A 19,141-nucleotide genomic window follows, 5' to 3' on the forward strand; every position below is an offset into this window, starting at 1 on the left:
TGGTGCTGCGTTCAGTTGTCGCGATACGGCAGGTACTGCGCCGACCACTGATTCCCGTCGGGGTCGGTGAAGTACACGAAATGACCCCACGGCTGCACGTCGACGTCACTGGCGTCGACGCCGGCGGCGAGCAGCTGTTCGCGGGCGGCGTCGATGTCGGTGACGCAGATGATGATCGGGCCGGTGGACCCGGGCGCCTTGTCGGTCAGGCCCTTGCCGAAGGCGATCGAGCAGTTCGAACCGGGAGGGGTCATCTGGACGAAGGGATCTCCTCGCTCACGGTGTGGTCGTGATCGGGGTTGAATCCGATCGACTCGTAGAACGCCTTGTGCGGTCGACGTCCGTGACGGGCAGGGTGACGACTTCGAGTGTCCAGTTCATGCTTCCTCCTGATGTCCTGGGTCGTGCGGTCTGAGACAACCATCCCAGGAATCGAGGACGGTTTCGGTCCTCGTTTGTCGTGGTGTGTGAATCGGCCGGAAAATCGTCCATCTGAGCGCGATCCAAGGGCATATTGCCCCTCGGTGGCGCTCAGATGGACGCGGTTCCCCGACGGCGAGGGTCGTTGTCCCGCCTGATGCGGTGCCGGTCGCTTCGGGTGACGGCCCGAACATCCTCGAGTACCCCGTCCCAGTGGTAGAGAACGTCGTCGTAGGTCAACCGCATCGTCATCCATCGGTCGATCATCGTCATGCGGTCGCGGCGGCGATCGTTGCGAAAGGTCTCCACATCCGAGTGGTAGGCCCTGCCGTCGCATTCGATCAGCAGTGCTCCGACTCGGAGGTCCGCGTGTTCATGTGTGCCGATGCCGGGTTGGACCTCTACCTCGAAACCGGCCGCGATCAGGCGCAACCGGGCGATCGATTCGGTTCCGGATTGGGAGCGGGCATCGCACCGACCGAACATGGCCGTCACCGCCCTGGCCACGCGACCCATCTCGGCCTGGATGTCGGGGATGGTCCAGTCGGTCGAGTTGAGGACGGAGTCGACGGTCGCAACCCATTCCTCGGCAGTGAGACATCGTGCCGCGCAACCGAGTGCGATCGGGATCGAGTCGACCGCGGTGACCACCGGTAGTGGTTGGCCGTAGCCCTGACACCATCGGAAGGGTCCGCTGGGACGAGGTCTGCCCTTCATGTGCTTACTCAGACGGACATGGGTCTCGGTGTACCCGGGTGGAACCCAGATTTCGCTCGATCCGTGCGTCTGGTGAAAGCGCAGCGCGCCGACGCACGACAACGCGCCCCCCGCCGCCACCGCTGCGACCACTCGGGGGTCGGCGGTCGCTGACCGTACCCACCCGTGAGCCACCGGGATCAGGGTTCCCGACCGTCGAGCGCGCGTGATGTCGTCGGGCGACCAGTCCATCGCCGCCAGTTCCTTGAGCGTGTACACGCCAGAATCCGAGGTCATGACGACTTGGACGCATGCGGAGGTCGATCGGTTTCCGGAGTTGGGGAATTCGCGTCCATCTGGCGGTCCCGCAAGGGCAGATTGCCCTTCGAAGTGCCTCAGATGGACGAGTTTTCGCGCTGCTGGCTCGGCGGAACGGTCTCAGACCGACGAGAACCGCACCGCCGCCCGAACCTGGGCGGCGAGCGCACGACCGGCGCCGAGCGGCCAGCGGTGCATGACGTATTCGGCGGCCTGGTCGACGCTCAGCTGCCGGCTCGAGTTGCCGGCCCGCACCCAGAACTCGGGTAGCGCGTTGTTCTTCATGCCACGCAGGTACACAGGCCTCGGCGACGGAGTGCACTCCACCCGGCACACCAGGACGTCGGTCGGGCTCGCGGAGGCTTCGGCGTCGCCGGCGGGTCGCGCGACCTGCTCGAACGAGATGCCCACCTCCGCGGCGGTGCTCTGGCCCAGCGTGGCGGTCAGCAGGTCCCGCAGAAACAGTTCGAACCGGTCGGCGTCGGGATGGCGGAGCGTCGTGAAGTCGGCGTCGAGGCCCAGGGGAGTGCCGTCGTCGTCGACTCCGATCAGCAGGTTCCCGCCGTCGGAGTTGAGGAATGCGGCCACCGTCTTCACGATCACCGTCTCCATCGCGACGTCCCGCTGCTTGGTGTGCAGGTTCACGCGGGCGGTCGACTTGAACTCGACCCGCTCGGATTCCCCGGATGCGAGCAGTTCGGCGACCGGGATGCCGGTCGGGACCTGCAGCCGTGCCGCGACCATCGCGTAGGCGCCGACCGCCACGATCGAACTCGCCAATCCCAGCACGATGGTGACGGGGTGCCACACGTTCATGCGATGGTCGATCGCCCCGGCGATGAACAATCCGACGGCCGTACCGAGGATCGACAGCACCATGCAGGTGGTGGTGTTCAGTCGTGCCCGGTGACGCAGCAGCCATTTCGCGACGGAACCGAAGAACCAGGCCACGATCAGCACCAGCACCAGCGCGGTGGCGGTCGCCCACACCGGAATGGCGAATTCCAGCGATCCGATGCTTCCGCGATCGTTTTCGGCCAGGGGGATCAGGTCAGCTCGCACACCGGACAGTATGACGAATCGGACATGGGTTCGGGCCACCCGGACGCACAGCGAAATCCCGGTCGCGTGCGACCGGGATTCGGCGTGCGAGTGGACTCGTCAGATCAGACCGCGTCGCCGCCGTCGACGCTGCCGAAGTCGCCTACCTCGACATTGCCCTCGTCGTCGACGGCGGTGTCGAAGGTGCCGTCGCCATCGGTGTCGGCGACCGCGAGGTCGGTGTAGCCGTCGCCGTCGGTGTCGGCCTCGATGACGTCGATCTCGCCGTCGGAGTCGGTGTCGTAGGCGACGGAGTCGGCGTGGCCGTCACCGTCGGTGTCGAGGACGGCGTCGGTGGTGCCGTCGCCGTCGACGTCGGCCAGTGCGGCGTCGATGGTGCCGTCGCCGTCGGTGTCGACGAGTACTGCGTCTTCGGGGATCTCGGTGCTCATGGTGTTTCCTTCCAGGGATGGTGTGGCTTGTGGTTTTTCGTGCTCTGGTTACTTGGAGATGGACCGGGCGGAGTTTGTTCCCTGGGAGGAGTCGACTTGTCGTCGATCATCCGATCAGATGACCCGGTGCCCGCCGGTGAACACGTCGATGATCGTAATTGCGCGGCGAGCGGTCCACGCATAATTCAAGTGGCTGAAACAACCGACAGCAGAGCGCGATTCGTTAGCATCGCGCACTTGGATCTGTCGCTCACGCGAAGGAATGTCCAGCCGAATGTAAACCGTCGTTGCAGTGGTCGTGCGACGGTGAGGTCATGCGGATACTCGGACGTCGTGTTCAGGTCGGGATCGCGGCCGCAGGTCTCGTTGTAGCGGTCACCGGGACTGCCGGGGCAGGTGTTGCGGCAGGCGTCGAACCCGCCAGGGGCCCTGCGGGATTCGCGCGCATACTCCAGGCGGCTCCCCACCCCGTGGCCGGCGAAGTCGTCCTCGGTCGTGCCGACAATGAGTACTCGGTCGGCTATGGCACCGCGCGGCCGGCGACGCTTTCACTCAATTCCCTGTGCGCGAACACCATCAGCGACATCACCTGGTCCACGTGGGGTGGCCCCGAGGCGAATGGCCGGGGAGTGCTGTGCGCACCGGCGGGGTCACCCGAAAGCGGTGGGCCCGTGACCCTCACCGCCACCGACCGCGGCACCTGCGCGGGGCGCATCGCCTACCGGCAACTGTGGATCGACGGCAAGCCCACCTGGAAGGTGTGCTGAACCGGGAAGAAAGGCCCCTACCGCAGATCCGCGAGCAACTCAGCCAGGATCGACCGTGCCCGCGAGATCCGGCTGCGTACGGTCTGTAAACCGATGCCCTGGGCCTCGGCGATCTCCGAGTAGCTCAGCTCGCCGTAGACCCGCAGCACGAAAGTGGCGCGGTACGCGTCCGGGACCTGCGCCAACGCCTCCTGGATACGGGCGGAGACGACGACCTGCTGCGCGACGTCCACCGAACTCATCGGGTCGTGGTCGTCGATGTCGTCGGCGTCGGATCGTTTACGGATACGCGCGAGCGCCGCATTCGGACCCGATCCGGTACAGCCACGTCGACACCTGTGCGTCGCCCCGGAAGCCGCCGATCGCGTGCCAGGCGGCGACCAATGCGTCCTGAAGGGCGTCCTCGGCGTCGTGCTGGTTGCCGGTGATGCGTAAACAGATGGCCCACAGCCGATCCCGGTGCTGCTCGACAAGCGCGGTGAAGGCCTGCTGGTCGCCGGCGCGCGCACGTTCGAGAAGGTCTGTGCCCGACTCGGATTCGTCGATCAACGTACACACCCGCTCATCGTGGGGCGCAGACCTGTGGATGGCCTGGGACGTTCGGGCAGTGCATGTCCAGAAGTCTCCATCCTCAGAAGTCGTCACCGAGGGATGAGTCGTCGAAAGTCGTATCCCCGAATGACTCGCCGCCGTCGTCGTCGTCGCCGAAGACGTCCGGGGTGTCGAAGGTGTCCTCGAAGTCCCCACCGGGACCGTCACCGAGATCGTCGCCGAATCCCGCGAGTTCGGTGTCGCCGGAGAGGGAATCGTCGGATTCCTCGGACAGTGGGTCCGGGCCGGGCACGGCGGTGAGGTCCTCGGACAGTTCGTGCGACGGGTCGAAGGCGGTCTCGACCGCCGAATCCCAGGTCGCGGCCGGTACGGCCAGCTCATTCGGCGGATCGCTCTCGCGCAGCCAGGAGTCGAAGTCGTCCCCGTCGAGGGGGTCGTCCCAACCGGTGTTGCTGTCGGTCATCGTCGTCGGCTCCTGCTCGGATCTGCGACGCGCACGACGCCGGCCCGGATACCGTCATCCGGTCGACTGTCAGGGCGTCGACGGTGGTGGAGAATTCTCGTCACGTGACTAGGAGTGTCGGCGACGCGGGAATGTTCCCGGCGGTGACGACACGGTGGACTATCACGAGGCAATGTCCGTGAACTGGAGGACCGATCGCGTGGAGCAACGCATGACCGTGCGGGGACGCGTGGAGCAGTTGCTCGACGAGGTCACCCCGCTCGCGCCCGACGCCACGGTGATCGGTTCCCTGCGTGCGCAGCTGGCGAACCCGCTCACGGTCGCGCTCGTGGGACGCGTCAGCGCCGGCAAGTCGACGCTGCTGAACGCGCTCGTCGGCGACCGCGTCGCGCCCACCGACCGCGCCGAGTGCACCAAGGTCGCCGCTCTCTACACCGAGGGCAACCCGCAGCGCGTCGAGGTCGTCGGCCTCGACGGCACCGTCACCGAGATCCCCGGAACCATGCGCGGCGATCTGGGCCGGCGTCCCGACGACATCGACCACGCGGTCGTCCACACCCCGTCACGCCTGCTCCGCGAAAGGTTCCGGGTCATCGACACCCCGGGTCTGTCCGGGTTCACCGACACCGCCGAGATCGCCACCCGCCGGGTGTTCTCCGGGGAGAGCCGCCTCCCGCGACCCGACGTCATCCTGTTCCTGCTCGACGACGCCGCGGGCCCCAAGGCCGACGAGGTGGCGTTCCTCTCCGACGCCGGGGCGTCGGCGCAGAACACGATCCTGGTGATCTCGCACGCCGACCTCATCGCCGCCGACAACCCGATGCTCAAGGCCCAGGAGATCGCCCGACGGGTCTGGCGACGGTTCCCGGCGATCGCGGGTGCGGTGGTCGCGGTGTCGGGACTCATGGCCGAGGCCGGGGTCTGCGGGGTGACCGAACGTGAGACCGCGCAGATCTCCCGCCGAGGAGCCCTCGAATCGTGGGAGCTGCTCAGCATCCTCGACGGCGCGGCCTCGCCGCCACCGGGTCTCGACGTCGACCTGCTCGGCCGGCTGGAGGAACTGGTCGGAACGTACGCGATGGACGCCGGCGCCGCCGTCGCCGGCCAGGGTGCGCGTGCGTATTGCGAATGGCTGCACCGGGTCTCGGGTATCGACGAACTCCACCTCGCGATCGGCCGGCGCTTCCTCGCGGTCGGCGACATCCTCAAGGCCCGCACGGTGCTGGCCGAACTGCGCGAGGCGGCGTACCGCAGCGCACGCCGCGACGCCTTCCTGGAGGCGATCGAGGAGGCCGAGACCGCTCCCGAGCTGCACCGGGTGCGCGAGGTCGCCGCGCTCGAGGCACTCGCCCGCTGGCAACCGGACAGCGAGCTGATCGGCGAGCTGAACCTGGTCGTCGCGAGTCGCGATGTGCGCGTGCTGTTGTCGCTGCCGCCAAATGCCGCACCGCCCCAGATCGCCGACGCCGCACGGGAACGCGCCACCGACTGCCGCACCCGCCGTGCCTTCGCCGCGACGTCGGCCGAACGAGAGGCGTTGCTGGTACTCGAACAGACCTATCAGCTGGTGCGCCGCGGACGGTGGACCCATTGAGCCGGCCGGCAGTGAGACGAGGAGTGGCCCGATGAGTCTGGAGAAGACACCCGCCAAGCCCGCCGCTCCCACCCCCGACGCCGTGCTGCGGACGGCGGTGGACATGCTGCGCAAACACGGCGAGGATGCCATCCCCGACCGTGCTCTGCGCGTGAAGGACCGGCCCGCCCCGCAGGGGACCGTCGTGGTGATCGGCGAGGTCAGCCGGGGCAAGAGCTCGCTGGTCAACAGCCTCGTCGGCGTGAGCGGACTGGCGCCGGTCGACACCGAGATCACCACCTCGGTCTACGTCCGGTTCACCCCCGCGACCGAGGATCTGCCCGCCGGTTCGGCACTCGTCGAGTTTCCCGGTGCGGCACACCGCATCCCGGTCGCCGACCTCGCCTCCTGGGTCACCGTCGGCGGCCGGCACGCGGCGGGCGTCCCCGCCGAACGCCTCGCCCCCGACGCCGCGGTCGATTCCGTTCTCGTGCCGCCGGTCTCGGCCCGCGTGGCCGTCGACTCCGCGCTGCTGCCGGGCGTCACCATCGTCGACACCCCGGGCGTCGGGTCGCTGGTCCCCGAACACGTCGAAGCGGCGGTCAGCGCGGCCCGCGGCGCGTCGGTGCTCGTGATGGTGTGCGACGCCACCGCACCGCTGTCGGCCCCCGAACTCGCCTTCCTCGGCAGCGTCAGCGAGGAGGTCGCGTCGGTGGTCCTGGTGGTCACCAAGATCGACGTGGTGATGCGGCAGTGGCGCACCATCGTCGCCGAGAACCGAAAACTCATCGGCGCCAACGCACCTCGCTTCGCGCACATCCCGATCATCGGTATCTCCAACCGCATCGCCGAACAGGCGGCCGCCATCACCGACCCCGACCGCCGCGCACGCGCCCTCGCGGCGTCGGGCATCGGCGAGCTCGTCGACGCCCTCACACCGCTGGTGGCCGAGGGCGCCGCGTCGCCGGAACGCAATGCGCTGCAACTGACTCGCCGGACTCGACGACGTCCGCAAGCGCCTCGTCCTGGAGATGAAGGCCGCCACCGCGACCCCCGCCGAACGCGCCGACATCGAAGCCGAACGGGATCGCCTGCAGCGACTCAAGGATCGACGACGCGAGTGGCGCGCACGGCTGAATCAGGACATCACCGCCGCGTCGTTGCAGACCGACGACCTGATGCGCGACCGCTTCGACAAACTCCTCGGCCAGTGGTCGGCGCGGATCGACAAGCTGCGCTTCTACGAGCCGCACCGCGCCGGACAGGAACTGATCGGGCAGATGACCGTCGACCTCGAGGCCGCCGCACGCGAGGTGAGCGCGTTCTTCGTCGCCGCGATCGAGCGCATCGCCGACACCCTCTTCGCCGATGCCACCATCTCCGGTGAACTCGTCGACCGGATCTCCGGCAACGTCGCCGACCTCAAGCTGCGTGAGCAGGAGAAGATCTCGCCCTGGAAGAACATGGTCGACCCGGTGCTGCTGTCGATCGTCGCCGCCGGCGGCCCGCTGGCCATCATCCCGGTGGTCAACGTGGTGGCCGTGCCCGTGTGGGCGGGTGTGGTGGTGGGGTTCCGGGCGTCGAAGGTCGGTAAGGAGAACCACCGCAAGTGGCTGACCAAGGCGGTCAACGACATGAAGGCCGACGTGCGGTCTCAGCTGCAGTCGATCAAATCCGAGGCGAGCGCCGACCTGCAGATCGCCTACGACGAACTGCTCGAACGACTCCTGGCCGAGTCGACGAAGATCATCAACGACGCCGCGGTCGAGGTCAAGAAGTCGGCCGCCGAGCGGGAGAAGACGGCCGCCGATCTGCGCAACCAGATCGTGGCCGTCGACAACGTCCGCAAGTCGATCGCCCGAGTTCTCCGGGCGCCCACCGGATGAACGCCGGTCTCGTGTGCAACGATGTGCCCCGGGGCGGATGGCGGGAGGTGTTCAGGTGACACAGGAGAGCCGCAGGCGACTCTGTATCGACTTCGGTACCAGCAACACTGCGGCCGCTTACCGCGTCGGGCTCGCCGAGCCGGTCATCGTGCCGCTGGGCCCGGGCGGCCCGGCCATGCCGTCGGCGGTCTTCGCCGGCGACGGCGGGATCGTGGTCGGACACGACGCCGCGCTGCGCCGCGTGCAGGCCCCGGACGCCTACGAGGACTCCCCGAAATCGAGGATCGACGAGGGCGAGATCGAACTCGGCGACCGGTTCTGGCCGATCGAGGACCTCATCGGCGCCGTGCTGCGTCACGTACACCGGACCGCGCTGCGCCACAGTGGTCTCGCGGCCTTCGACTCGATCATCCTGACCCATCCCGACAAGTGGAGCGAACGACGCAAGGGTGTGCTCCGACGCGCCGCCGAGCGCGCCGGCATCTCCGCTGACCGTCTGCGTATCGCCTCCGAATCCCTGGCCGCCGCTTGGTATTACGTCTACCGCGGCCACGACGTCACCGGCGACGAGCGCATGTGCGTCTTCGACTTCGGCGCCGGCACCTGCGATGTCGCCGTCCTCATCCGCGCCGGGGCCGACGGCTTCACGGTGACCGGGTCCGGCGGCGACAACAACCTCGGTGGCCGCGATCTCGACGCCCGCATGACGCGCTGGGTTCTCGAGGAAGCGGCCGAACTCGACCCCGAACTCCCGGCCCGGCTCCGCGCCCCGGCCGCCGCCATCGCGCTGGCCGACCACGTCCGCTCGGCCAAGGAAGCCCTGTCCGACACCGCGCAGGCCGTCATCGAACTGCCCGGCACCCGGCACACGCTGTTGCTGACCCGCCGCGAGTTCGAGTCGATGATCGCGCCGCTCGTGGAGCGGGCGGTCGAACTCACCCGGGACGCCATCGCCCGCGCCGACGCCGCCGGCACCGGCCCGAAGGGACCGGTCATCGTCTACGTCACCGGCGGCACCAGCGGCATCCCGATGCTGCAGTCGGCCTTGTCGTCGGTGGGACGCGTCGCCCGGATCGGCGACCCGAAGGTCGTCGTCGCCCAGGGCGGCCTGCTGCGCTCGACCAACGTCGTGCCCGGCGCCGAGACGGGGAAGGTCGGAGCCCGACAGCACCGGGCCCAGCCGTACGAGCCGCGCCCGAACGACCAGCCGTCGGCGACCGCGGTGGACGCCTCGGCACGCCGGATCGCCTTCCCCACACTGCCGCCCGGCTCGGTGATCAGCGGCGTCCTCGCCCGCACCGGCCAGATGGTGCGGGCCGGCGAACCGCTCGCGACGCTCGAATCGGCGTCCGGCCGGCTGACGGTCGACGCCCCGGCGGCGGGCGTACTGCACGGACTCGATCTGCGTCCCGGGGTCGTCGGCCAACCCGGCGTCGTCTTCGGTGCGGTCGGTCCGGCCGATCTCCGCCCCGAGCAGTGGGCGCAGCTTCACCGCGCGCCGGCCGGGGTGTCCGCGGCCCCACCGGTCGCGCCGCCCCAGCCGGTCCACGCGCCATCCCGACCGCCGTACCCGCCCCCGCAGCCCGGCTATCGTCCGATGGGACTCGCTGGGGCACAGCCGGTTACGGCGTCCTCGTCGGGTGTCGACACCTACGGCCTGGCGGGACTGATCGTGGGCATCCTCGGGTTCCCGATCTGTCTCGGCACCATCGTCGGCATGGCACTGACCGTCATCGGCATCAACCGGGCGGAGGGGCGCCGCGATGCCCTGCTGATGACGGCGCTCGGCGTCAACATCCTCGGCACCATCGCCTGGGTCGGATTTCTCATCTGGATCCTCGTCAGCGGCTGAGGGAACCCGCGCCGGTACAGGACTTTCGGCCCGACACCGGTGACCTTCGACTACGGTGTCGGTATCGGCGCCACGGCGACGATGAGAGGTGCCGGAGAGGAAGGGCTGACCGTGACCACCTCGGAGTCTTTGTCGCACCACCGGCCGGACGCCATGCGACGGCGGGTCGGTTACTCGGTGAGCATCGTCGTGAACTCCGTTCTGCTGGTTGCGATTCTCGGGGTGCCCGGGTGGGATGTGCTTCCCTTCCTCACCGATGATTTCCGTCAGGTCCTCGGCTGGGTGGTCGCCGGGCTGATCGCCGGGGTGGTCGCCAATGCGATCTACGTCGTCGCCGACCCGCCGGCGGTCAAGGCCCTCGGTGATCTGGTCATCGACGCGCTCGGACTGGTCGCCCTGATCCGGCTCTGGCAGGTTTTCCCATTCGACTTCGGGGACAGCACTTTCCCGTGGTCGACGATCGTCCGCGTCGTGCTCGTCGTGGGTATGGCCGGCACCGCGGTGGCGATGATCGTCCTCATCGTCCAGACGGTTCTACGGAGGAGATGAAGATGGCAGATGCAGGAACCGACCCGTCCGCACCGATCGTCGTCGCCGTCGACGGCTCGGAGTGTGCGCTGGCCGCGGTCCGGTGGGCGGTGGGTGCCGCCGGGCGCGAGAAGCGGCACCTGCGGGTGCTGTCCGCGGTGGGGATGGTGCCGGGGGCCTATGCGCCGATGGTGATGATGACCTCGCCGGCGGTGGTCGAGGCCATGCAGGCCGAGGCATCTCGTGCCGTCGACGCGGCGATGGCCCTGGCGAAGGAGGTCGACCCGGACGTGTCCGTCGACGGCAAGATCGTCGGCGGCTCACCGATGCTCGCCCTGCGGTATGCGTCCAGCGAGGCGCACCAGCTCGTCGTGGGGCGTCGAGGGCTCGGCGGGGTCAGGGGCCTGTTGCTCGGCTCGGTGAGCGCCGACGCCGCCGCGCACGCCGAATGTCCGGTGGTGGTCGTCGGTGGCGAACCGCCCACGACGGGGCCGGTCGTCGTCGGCGTCGACGGTTCGCCGACGTCGACCACCGCGATCGAGCATGCCTTTCGTCAGGCCGACCTGCTGCAGACGTCGTTGCTCGCGGTGCATGCGTTCGGCGGTTTCTCCGGTGCGGCCTTCTACGGCCGCCAGGAAGAGCAGATCATCCGTCAGCTTCGCGACGAGGCCATGGAACTGCTGGGCGAACAGCTGGCCGGATATCCCGAGGACTACCCGGACGTGCAGATCGAACGCCGCGTGGAGATCGGGTCACCGGCGGACGAGATCGTCGACGCCGCGGAGTCGGCGCAACTGGTGGTCGTCGGGACGCGGGGTCGTGGTGGCTTCCGGGGGCTGCTGCTCGGATCGACGAGCCGGGCGGTCCTGCAGGTCGCGTCGTGTCCGGTGATGGTGACGCACCACAAGCCCTGAGCCGCGATCAGGGACTCGTCGTCTCGCCGGTCACGGGATCGGCCGGTGACGTGCTGGCCAGCGCGAAGTAGGTCTGCTCCTCCTGCGAGAAGTGGAGACGCAGCAGAGCATGCAGTCCGTACAGGGTCGCGATGACGTCGATGCGCTGGTCGTCGGTCACCCGGCCATATCGATCCGCGCGCAGACGATGAGCATGCACCCGGCGGCCCAGGCGGTCGATCTCGGCGTGCATGCGACTCATGGTCACCGTGGCTTCGCTGCTGCCCAGGGGTTTGGCCAGTGCCGGGTAGAGTAAGTCCTCCTCGGCGTGCTCGTGGGGCAGGATCGTGGTCGTCAGCAGGTCGTCGACCTCGCGTAACCCGTTGAGCTCGGCCGCCTCGTCGGTGGTCTCGGGATGGTGTGCGGAGTACAGGTCGACGAGCCGTTGGGCGGTGATCGTCAGCAGTGCGAGTTTCTCCCGCAGCGCATCGTGTTCGGCGGCGAACCGGTGCAGCAGCACATCGGTCGACTGGTCGATCTTGATGTCGCTCTGTGGTGCCCGGAGCGCGCGCAGCGCGTTGAGGATGACCGCGACGTCGATGGCCTCCTGGAGCAGGGCACCCGCGGTGGGCGGCAGAAATCCGAACGCCGCCACGATCATCGCGGCGAGGGACAGGCCCATCCCGACCCCGGCGCTCTGGAGCGCGATGCGGCGGGAACGGCGGGCGATCTCCATCGCGGTGGCGAGCGGCTCGATGCTGTCGGTGGTGAGGATGACGTCGGCTGCCGCCGCACTGGCGGTCGACCCGCGTGCGCCCAGCGCGACCCCCACGGTCGCGCCGGCCAGGGCCGGGGCGTCGTTGACCCCGTCGCCGACCATCACCGTGGACGCCGCCGCCCGTTCCTCCCGGACGTGGGCGACCTTGTCGGCGGGACTCTGGTCGGGGAACACCTCGTCGATGCCGAGCAGGGTGCCGATCTCCACGGCGGTGGCCGGATGGTCGCCGGTGAGCAGCACGATCCGCTCGATCCCGGCGCTGCGGAGGCGGCGTAGTGTCCGCGGCGCGTCCGGGCGGATGGGGTCGCTCATCGCGATGGCACCGGCCGGCCGGCCGTCGACCTCGATCCAGGCGACGGCGGCACCGTCGAGTTCGCTGCCGCGCGCGACGGCCCGCGCCCAGTCGCCGTCCGGGGTGCTCCGCGCGCCCACCTCGACGGCGCGGCCGTCGACCAGGCCGGAGACGCCCCGTCCCGCACTTTCCTGCACAGCGGTCGGGACGGTCAGTTCGAGACCGCGACGGTTCGCCTCGCCGACGATGGCGGTCGCGAAGACGTGCGGCGACAGCTGTTCCAGCGACGCGGCCAGCCGGAGGAGTTCGACGGGGTCGTCGCCGGGGGCCGCGGTCACCGCGACCTGCTCCGGCCGGCCCGTGGTGAGGGTGCCGGTCTTGTCGACCATCAGCGTGTGGGCGCGCCCGAGGCTCTCCAGTGCTCCGCCGTCGCGGATGATGACGCCCATCCGGGAGGCCCGCGACAGGCCGGCCACGATCGCGATCGGCGCGGCCAGCAGCAGGGGACACGGCGTGGCCACGACGAGGACGGCCACCGCCCGGGTCATCGAACCGCTGACCAGCCAGCTGATGCCCGCGACGCCCAGCGCGAGCGGAACGAACCAGACGGCGAGACGGTCGGCGATCCGGACGACCGGCGCGCGGTCGGCCGCGGCGTCGCCGGCCATTCGCACGATCCCCGCGAAGGTGCTCTCCGCGGCGACCGAACGTGCGGTCAGCTCGAAGGTGCCGCCGGCGTTGACCGCGCCGGAGCGGACGCCGTCTCCTCGTGCACGGGTCCGCGGGAGAGGTTCGCCGGTGAGGACGGACTCGTCGAGCACCGCGTCGTCGTGCAGCCACCCGTCGGCGGGAACGATCTCGCCGTTGCCCACCGACAGGACGTCACCGGGCCGCACGTCGTCGACGGCGATGACCGTGACCTGGGCACCGTCGCGGCGGCGGGCGAGGGACGGGGACCGGTCGATGAGGGCGCTGAGATCCTTGCGTGCGCGGCGGGAGGCGGACGCGTCGAGCAGCCGGCCGGTCGCGAGCATCACGCCGATCAGCGCTCCGGCCGCGTACTCGCCGACGATCAGCGTCCCGGCGAGGGCGAGGGACGCGATGATGTCGACCCCGAAGTTCTGGCGCCGGAGGCCGGCGACGACCCACCACAGCGACGGGATGAGCGCGATGACGGTGCCGGCGATCCACAGCCCGTCAGCGGGCCGGTCCGACCCCGCCACCCAGAACGCCCCGCCGGCGACGAACGCGGTGACGGTCGCCGCCAGCAGGAGCGCCTCGGCCGACGGTTTGGCCAGCAGGCGCACGCGAGTGCTCAAGTGTTTCAGGAGCTTTCGATCTTGATCTGCTTTCCGGGGTTGCTCGGTGCGGTCAGCGGCACCGTGACGGTGAGTATCCCGTCGCGGTAGCCGGCCTTCACGTCGTCCTCGACGAAGCCCTTCGGCAGGGACATCGACCGGGTGAACTCACCGTAGGAGAACTCGGAGCGGCCGTCGTGGCTGCTGCGTTCGGTGCGCTGCGCGGTGATCGTCATGATCCCGTTGAGGATGGTCACGTTGATGTCCTTGGCGGGATCGACGCCGGGGAGTTCGGCGCGCACGACGTACTTGTCGTCGGCGAGCTCCTCCTCCACCCGGATCAGGTGACCGCTGGGGCGGAGCATCCCGACGGCGGGGATGGTCGAGAAGAGGTCGGCGATGTCGGGCAGGAGGGAGCGGGTCGTGTGGTGTGTTGGTGTGGCCATGATGGTCCTCCGTCGTCGCGAGTGAATGGGGACACCACCATTGAACGCTCGGGCGCACCCCCGGCAGGAGGGTCGAAGGACATCTACCCGACCTCTTGACCGAGCGGGCCGTTGTGAGCCCGGAGCGCGGGTGAACGGGGATACCATGACGGCGTCGTCCAGCTGAGAGATCGGGGTTTCGACATGCACACCGTGGTCGCGTACGGGAGCGCTCATGGAGCCACCGAGGGAATCGCACAACGGATCGCCGACGGGTTGCGGAACGGCGGGGACTCGGTGGAACTCTGGCCGCTGCAGGGCGACCGGAGCCCGGACCGGGCCGACCGGCTCGTGATCGGCAGCGCCATTCACAACGGGCAGTGGCTGCCGGAAGCCGAGCAGGTCGCCGAGTCGGTGGCGAAGGACTCCGGAAGCCCGGTGTGGGCGTTCTCGGTCTCCTCGGTCGGCGCGACCTCGACCTTCCTGTCACCGCGGGTCGCACGCTTCCTGCGTCCACGCACTCCGCTGCCGCGCGCGGTCGCCGCGATCGAGGCGAGCGGGGCCCTGCGATCCCATCGTGCGTTCGCCGGTGCCATAGCGCGGGGTGACTGGCCGGGATTCGGCCGGATCCTGTTCCGGCTCATGGGTGGGAAATACGGTGACGCCCGTGACTGGGACGACGTGGATCGGTGGGCCCGGGAGATTCTCGACGCCGGCTGAGCCGACGCCTCATCCGCCCCGCCTCACCGGTCGCCACCACTCACGCTGATCCGGGACGGGGCCGCCACCGGCGAGGAGCGAATCCCGCGTCCGGTCGCCGACCACGTGGTAGTGGATCGAATCCTGTTCGGCGACCACCATCAGCGGCCACCACAGGGCGCAGACGTAGTCGACGGCGCTGTCGTACCCGTCCCAGTCGTAGATGCCGCGGTAACGATTGTCGCCGTCGGCGGTCATCCACAGCTTCGACACGAATCCGTCGAAGCCCGCGAACAGAACGGTGTTGCACACGCTCTCCACCCGGAAGACGCGGTGCGCCAGCCGGTTGCCGTCGACCCACCGCAACCGGAAGGAGACGACGAGGCAGACCGGCTCGGTGACCGGATGGTTGTCGCGACGCGTCTCGCGGTAGACCGTGGCGGTGGTCCCGTCGGCGAAGGCGACGACGCGCCCGAGGTTCGGCAGCGGCTGGTGGAGTCGCCGCCCGATCAGGGACCGCACGACCTCGGCGGAGCATCGCCCGAAGGCGATCAGCGCCCGCGGCCACGGTACGGGATGCGGAGTGGCCATCTCAGGTGCGAGTCGAGTGTCGGAGGGTCACCATGATTCCCCGGCTTCCGTCGGACGGTTCCGTCACCGTCATTCGACCCCGCCGACCCGCCGCGGCTCAAGTGCCGAATGGCCTCCGGCCGGGAGACGAACGTCGGAACACACCTGGTGTCGACCTCGTCGAAGCGAAGACATGGACTTTGGTCACTTCCGCCGTCGCCGTTGGTCACTAGGGGAAGGCCCGAGGAAAGACCATCGTGGGTATATGACGCACGTGCTGACCTTCTCGGAGCTCGGATTCGATCAGTTGTCACTGGTGGGGGGCAAAGGCGCGAACCTGGGCGAACTCGTCACCGCGGGACTCCCGGTGCCGGACGGATTCGCGCTGACCGCGGAATCGTTCGCGGTCTCGATGGAACACGGCGGGGTTCGCGCCGAGTTGCTCGCCACCCATCGGGAGGCGCTGTCGGCCGTCGGCGACGACGCACGCATGGACGACCTGAGCAACCGGATGGCGGAGATGGTGACCAAGGCCGGTATCGCGCCGCAGATCTCTGCCGAGGCGCTCGCCGCATACCGGCGGCTGGCCGACGGCGGCTCCGACGTCAACGTGGCGGTGCGGTCGTCGGCGATCGGCGAGGACGGCAAGGACGCCTCCTTCGCGGGGATGAACGCCACGTTCACCAACATCGGCGGTCCGGACGATCTGCTGGTCGCGATCGTGCGGTGCTGGGCATCGCTGTTCTCACCCCGCGTGATCACCTATCGCGCGGAGAAGGGCCTGACCTCCGAGCCCCTGATGGCTGTCGTCGTGCAGAAGATGGTGGCGTCGGCGACCGCGGGCATCGTCTTCACCGCCGACCCGGTCACCGGGAACCTCGATCATCTGGTCGTCGAGGCCGTCGAAGGACTCGGCGAGGCCGTGGTGTCCGGCGCGGTCACCCCCGACACCTTCCTGGTGTCGAGAACGGACTGTTCGATACTGCAGACCAGTCTGGGCAACCAGGAGTTCCGGATCGTGCGCGGTGACGACGGCCATGATCGCCGTGAACCGGTGCCGGCCGGCCGGTCCGAGCCGGTCATCGAACCGGCGACCGTGCAGGCCATCGCGCGGATGGCGTTGCAGGCCGAACAACACTACGGCCGCCCGCAGGACATGGAATGGGCCGTCGATCCCGAGGGCCACATCTGGATCGTCCAGTCCCGGCCCATCACCACACTGTCCGATGAGCAGACCACGACGGGCCGCGCCGATACGCAGGGGTCGGTGGCGCCACCCCGCGCGAAGGTGCTGGTGCACGGCCTCGCGGCCGCCCCCGGAATCGCCACCGGACAGGTCCGCATCCTGCACTCACCGCGCGACGGGCACCAGCTCGTGGACGGCGAGGTGCTGGTGGCCCCGATGACCGACCCCGACTGGTTGCCGACCATCCGGCGCGCGTCGGCGGTGGTGACCGATCGGGGTGGCATCACCTGTCACGCCGCCATCGTCGCCCGTGAGGTCGGCGTGCCGTGCATCGTGGGAACACGCACCGGGACAACCGATCTGCAGCAGGGTGCGACGGTGACCGTCGACGGCGGCTCCGGTGAGGTCACCGCCGGCCGGACGGCGCGGCCCACTGTCGCGCGGACGACGGAAGCCTCGGCGCCGCAACCGCGTTCGGATGTGATCACCGCGACCAAGATCTACGTGAACCTGGCCTCCGCCACGCATGCCGCGGAGGTGGGGGCGACCGACGTCGACGGCGTGGGCCTGCTGCGTGCCGAGTTCATGCTGACCGAGGCGCTGTCGGGCCGTCATCCGCGGGCGGTCATCGCCGCCGGCGAGTCGGACGCCTTCGTCTCGGCGATGGCGGACACGTTGTCCTCCATCGCCGGACCGTTCGGTTCCCGGCCGGTGGTGTACCGGACGACCGATCTGCGCAGCAACGAGTTCCGTGGCCTCGACGGTGGTGCGGAGTTCGAGCCGGAGGAACGCAATCCGATGATCGGCTTCCGCGGCTGTTACCGATACGTCCGTGAGCCGGAGGTCTTCCGGCTCGAGCTCGAGGCGCTCGCACGGGCACGCGAGAGCCACCCGAACCTGCATCTGATGCTGCCTTTCGTGCGGACCCGCTGGGAACTCGAACGCTGCTTGGAGCTGATCGACGAGAGCCCTCTCGGTGATCACCGCGGGCTGCATCGCTGGGTGATGGCCGAGGTCCCCTCGGTGATCTACTGGCTGCCGGAGTACGTCGACGCGGGCATCGACGGGGTGTCGATCGGCAGCAACGACCTCACCCAGCTGATGCTCGGCGTCGACCGTGACTCCGAATCGTGCGCCGAACTGTTCGACGGGAGTGACCCGGCGGTCCTCGACGCCATCGCCCAGATCATCTCGACGGCGCGCCGCTGCGGGATCACCTCGTCGCTGTGCGGGCAGGCTCCGTCAACCAACCCGGCATTCGCGGAACTGCTCGTGAAGATGGGGATCACCTCGGTGTCGGTGAACCCCGACGCCGTCGCCGCGACACGGCTGCACGTCGCTCGAGCCGAACGGCGCCTGCTCGTCGACGCGGTGATCCACGAACGGCTCGGGGACTCCTAGTTGTACTGACCCGCCAGGTTGGGTACGCGGTCGGCGGGTGAGTCGCCTCTGAGTGCGGTGTGGCTGCGTTCGTGATTGTAGATGCGCAGGAACTCGTCGAAGGCGGCCACGCGTTCGGTCTCGCTGTTGTAGGGGCGGGCGTAGGCCCATTCCTCTTGCAGTGTGCGGTTGAATCGTTCCACCTTGCCGTTGGTTTGCGGCCGGTACGGTCGTGTCCATTTGTGTTTGATCCCGTTGTCGGCCAATCGTTTCCGGAACATTCTGGACCGGTAACAGGACCCGTTGTCGGTCATCACCCGTGTGGTCGTGACGCCGATCGAGGCAAAGTGGGCCACGGCACGCGTCATGAACGCGGTCGCGGTTTCCTTCTTCTCATCAGCGAGGATCTCCGAATAGGCGTATCGGGAGTGATCATCGACGGCGTGGTGCAGGTAGGCGTATCCCAGGTTGGGGCGGCCATGCACGGTGCGGGGCCGGGACGGATCGCGATGGGCACTGGAATTGCGGCCGCCTCGGGCGCGGCCGTGCACGCGGTGCCCACCACCGTCGGGGATCCTGCCCAGCTTCTTGATGTCGACGTGGATCAAGTCCCCGGCAGCTTCGCGTTCATACCGGCGAACCTCACGTCGTCGTGCACGCACCGGTGCTCCGGTGGCCGGGTCGGTCCACGACAACCGCACACACTGGTACCGGGTGAGGATGCGGTGGACTGTGGACACGTTCAACCCCAGGTGGAACCCGATCCGAGCTGGTCCCCAACGGCGCGACACGCGTAACCCCACCACCCGTCGTTCCCGGCGACGGGTGGTGCGATGCGGGCATGAGCGGGGCCGGCTTGAGCGGTCAACCATCCCTGCGGGCCCGTGGTCGCGGTAGCGGTCGGCCCACCGTTTGGCCGTGGTCACCGAGACATTGAAACGGTCCGCGGCACGCCGCAGCGGCCACCCATCCTCGACAACACACCGAGCCAGACGCAGCCGGCCAGTCGGGGACAACGGTGAATTACGGTGAGACATGAAGACCTCCGGGTTGAGGAGCGGTTCTTAGACAG

General features: G+C 68.9%; 15 protein-coding genes and 3 pseudogenes. 8 read left to right on the forward strand and 10 right to left on the reverse strand.

The features are described 5' to 3' along the window. Positions 1 to 11: 11 nt before the first annotated feature. From IHQ52_RS08485 to IHQ52_RS08500, 4 genes and pseudogenes are all read right to left on the reverse strand, one after another. Positions 12 to 381, reverse strand: a pseudogene (locus tag IHQ52_RS08485) (VOC family protein). 150 nt (positions 382 to 531) lie between these two features. Beyond that, entirely contained in the window at positions 532 to 1,413 is an 882-nt protein-coding gene (locus tag IHQ52_RS08490) for an endonuclease domain-containing protein (protein WP_238064156.1), read from the reverse strand. A 141-nt stretch (positions 1,414 to 1,554) separates the two neighbouring features. Further along, positions 1,555 to 2,496 carry an AlbA family DNA-binding domain-containing protein gene (locus IHQ52_RS08495; RefSeq protein ID WP_024499815.1) on the reverse strand — a complete coding sequence of 314 codons (942 nt, stop codon included), beginning with the start codon at positions 2,494 to 2,496 and terminating at the stop codon, positions 1,555 to 1,557. A 104-nt stretch (positions 2,497 to 2,600) separates the two neighbouring features. Then, on the reverse strand, positions 2,601 to 2,927 hold the full coding sequence (locus tag IHQ52_RS08500; RefSeq protein ID WP_024499816.1) for a hypothetical protein: 327 nt from the start codon (positions 2,925 to 2,927) through the stop codon (positions 2,601 to 2,603). A gap of 470 nt (positions 2,928 to 3,397) precedes the next feature. Here IHQ52_RS08500 and IHQ52_RS08505 point away from each other — a divergent pair, with 470 nt between their 5' ends. Next, positions 3,398 to 3,694, forward strand: coding sequence for a hypothetical protein (locus tag IHQ52_RS08505; RefSeq protein ID WP_024499817.1), 297 nt, complete (start codon positions 3,398 to 3,400; stop codon positions 3,692 to 3,694). 17 nt (positions 3,695 to 3,711) lie between these two features. Here IHQ52_RS08505 and IHQ52_RS08510 read toward each other — a convergent pair. After that, a pseudogene (locus tag IHQ52_RS08510) lies at positions 3,712 to 4,252 on the reverse strand (RNA polymerase sigma factor). 73 nt (positions 4,253 to 4,325) lie between these two features. Next, entirely contained in the window at positions 4,326 to 4,709 is a 384-nt protein-coding gene (locus IHQ52_RS08515; RefSeq protein ID WP_238064157.1) for a hypothetical protein, read from the reverse strand. 211 nt (positions 4,710 to 4,920) lie between these two features. Between IHQ52_RS08515 and IHQ52_RS08520 the strand changes: the two genes are divergently transcribed. From IHQ52_RS08520 to IHQ52_RS08545, 5 genes and pseudogenes are all read left to right on the forward strand, one after another. Further along, complete coding sequence (locus tag IHQ52_RS08520; protein ID WP_238064158.1) at positions 4,921 to 6,303, forward strand: GTPase; 1,383 nt, start codon at positions 4,921 to 4,923, stop codon at positions 6,301 to 6,303. A 31-nt stretch (positions 6,304 to 6,334) separates the two neighbouring features. Continuing rightward, positions 6,335 to 8,168: pseudogene (locus IHQ52_RS08525) on the forward strand (dynamin family protein). Between the two features lie 55 nt (positions 8,169 to 8,223). Then, positions 8,224 to 10,020, forward strand: a complete 1,797-nt coding sequence (locus IHQ52_RS08535; protein ID WP_238064161.1) for an Hsp70 family protein — start codon at positions 8,224 to 8,226, stop codon at positions 10,018 to 10,020. Positions 10,021 to 10,059: 39 nt separating this feature from the next. Beyond that, entirely contained in the window at positions 10,060 to 10,569 is a 510-nt protein-coding gene (locus IHQ52_RS08540) for a hypothetical protein (protein WP_238064162.1), read from the forward strand. A 2-nt stretch (positions 10,570 to 10,571) separates the two neighbouring features. Continuing rightward, a complete protein-coding gene (locus IHQ52_RS08545; RefSeq protein ID WP_159405511.1) occupies positions 10,572 to 11,462 on the forward strand; it encodes a universal stress protein in 891 nt (296 codons plus the stop codon). A gap of 7 nt (positions 11,463 to 11,469) precedes the next feature. Here the strand turns inward: IHQ52_RS08545 and IHQ52_RS08550 are convergent, their stop codons facing one another. Together IHQ52_RS08550 and IHQ52_RS08555 are read right to left on the reverse strand one after the other, a co-directional pair. Then, positions 11,470 to 13,830: a heavy metal translocating P-type ATPase gene (locus tag IHQ52_RS08550; protein WP_236577680.1), complete on the reverse strand. Its 2,361-nt coding sequence runs from the start codon at positions 13,828 to 13,830 to the stop codon at positions 11,470 to 11,472. Positions 13,831 to 13,835: 5 nt separating this feature from the next. Then, the gene (locus IHQ52_RS08555; RefSeq protein WP_159405510.1) at positions 13,836 to 14,255 is read right to left on the reverse strand and encodes an Hsp20/alpha crystallin family protein; all 420 of its coding nucleotides are present in this window, start codon (positions 14,253 to 14,255) and stop codon (positions 13,836 to 13,838) included. A gap of 183 nt (positions 14,256 to 14,438) precedes the next feature. Between IHQ52_RS08555 and IHQ52_RS08560 the strand changes: the two genes are divergently transcribed. Continuing rightward, positions 14,439 to 14,954: a flavodoxin domain-containing protein gene (locus IHQ52_RS08560; RefSeq protein WP_096273257.1), complete on the forward strand. Its 516-nt coding sequence runs from the start codon at positions 14,439 to 14,441 to the stop codon at positions 14,952 to 14,954. Between the two features lie 9 nt (positions 14,955 to 14,963). Here IHQ52_RS08560 and IHQ52_RS08565 read toward each other — a convergent pair whose 3' ends face one another. Further along, positions 14,964 to 15,524, reverse strand: a complete 561-nt coding sequence (locus IHQ52_RS08565) for a hypothetical protein (RefSeq protein WP_238064163.1) — start codon at positions 15,522 to 15,524, stop codon at positions 14,964 to 14,966. Between the two features lie 244 nt (positions 15,525 to 15,768). Between IHQ52_RS08565 and ppsA the strand changes: the two genes are divergently transcribed. Then, positions 15,769 to 18,090 (forward strand): phosphoenolpyruvate synthase, encoded by a 2,322-nt coding sequence (gene ppsA / locus IHQ52_RS08570; RefSeq protein WP_096273261.1) that lies wholly within the window; start codon positions 15,769 to 15,771, stop codon positions 18,088 to 18,090. Here the strand turns inward: ppsA and IHQ52_RS08575 are convergent. Further along, complete coding sequence (locus tag IHQ52_RS08575; RefSeq protein WP_238064164.1) at positions 18,087 to 19,106, reverse strand: IS481 family transposase; 1,020 nt, start codon at positions 19,104 to 19,106, stop codon at positions 18,087 to 18,089. The genes ppsA and IHQ52_RS08575 overlap by 4 nt on opposite strands. Between the last annotated feature and the right edge of the window lie 35 nt (positions 19,107 to 19,141).

The organism is Gordonia amicalis, assembly GCF_022059885.1.
Lineage (GTDB): Bacteria > Actinomycetota > Actinomycetes > Mycobacteriales > Mycobacteriaceae > Gordonia > Gordonia amicalis.

Bases quoted from the DNA above. Each gene is read 5' to 3' on its own strand.
- IHQ52_RS08555 (WP_159405510.1), bottom strand. From the start codon at position 14,255: ATGGCCACACCAACACACCACACGACCCGCTCCCTCCTGCCCGACATC.
- IHQ52_RS08545 (WP_159405511.1), top strand. From the start codon at position 10,572: ATGGCAGATGCAGGAACCGACCCGTCCGCACCGATCGTCGTCGCCGTC.
- IHQ52_RS08565 (WP_238064163.1), bottom strand. From the start codon at position 15,524: ATGGCCACTCCGCATCCCGTACCGTGGCCGCGGGCGCTGATCGCCTTC.
- IHQ52_RS08515 (WP_238064157.1), bottom strand. From the start codon at position 4,709: ATGACCGACAGCAACACCGGTTGGGACGACCCCCTCGACGGGGACGAC.
- IHQ52_RS08520 (WP_238064158.1), top strand. From the start codon at position 4,921: ATGACCGTGCGGGGACGCGTGGAGCAGTTGCTCGACGAGGTCACCCCG.
- IHQ52_RS08575 (WP_238064164.1), bottom strand. From the start codon at position 19,106: ATGTCTCACCGTAATTCACCGTTGTCCCCGACTGGCCGGCTGCGTCTG.
- IHQ52_RS08500 (WP_024499816.1), bottom strand. From the start codon at position 2,927: ATGAGCACCGAGATCCCCGAAGACGCAGTACTCGTCGACACCGACGGC.
- IHQ52_RS08490 (WP_238064156.1), bottom strand. From the start codon at position 1,413: ATGACCTCGGATTCTGGCGTGTACACGCTCAAGGAACTGGCGGCGATG.
- IHQ52_RS08560 (WP_096273257.1), top strand. From the start codon at position 14,439: ATGCACACCGTGGTCGCGTACGGGAGCGCTCATGGAGCCACCGAGGGA.
- ppsA (WP_096273261.1), top strand. From the start codon at position 15,769: ATGACGCACGTGCTGACCTTCTCGGAGCTCGGATTCGATCAGTTGTCA.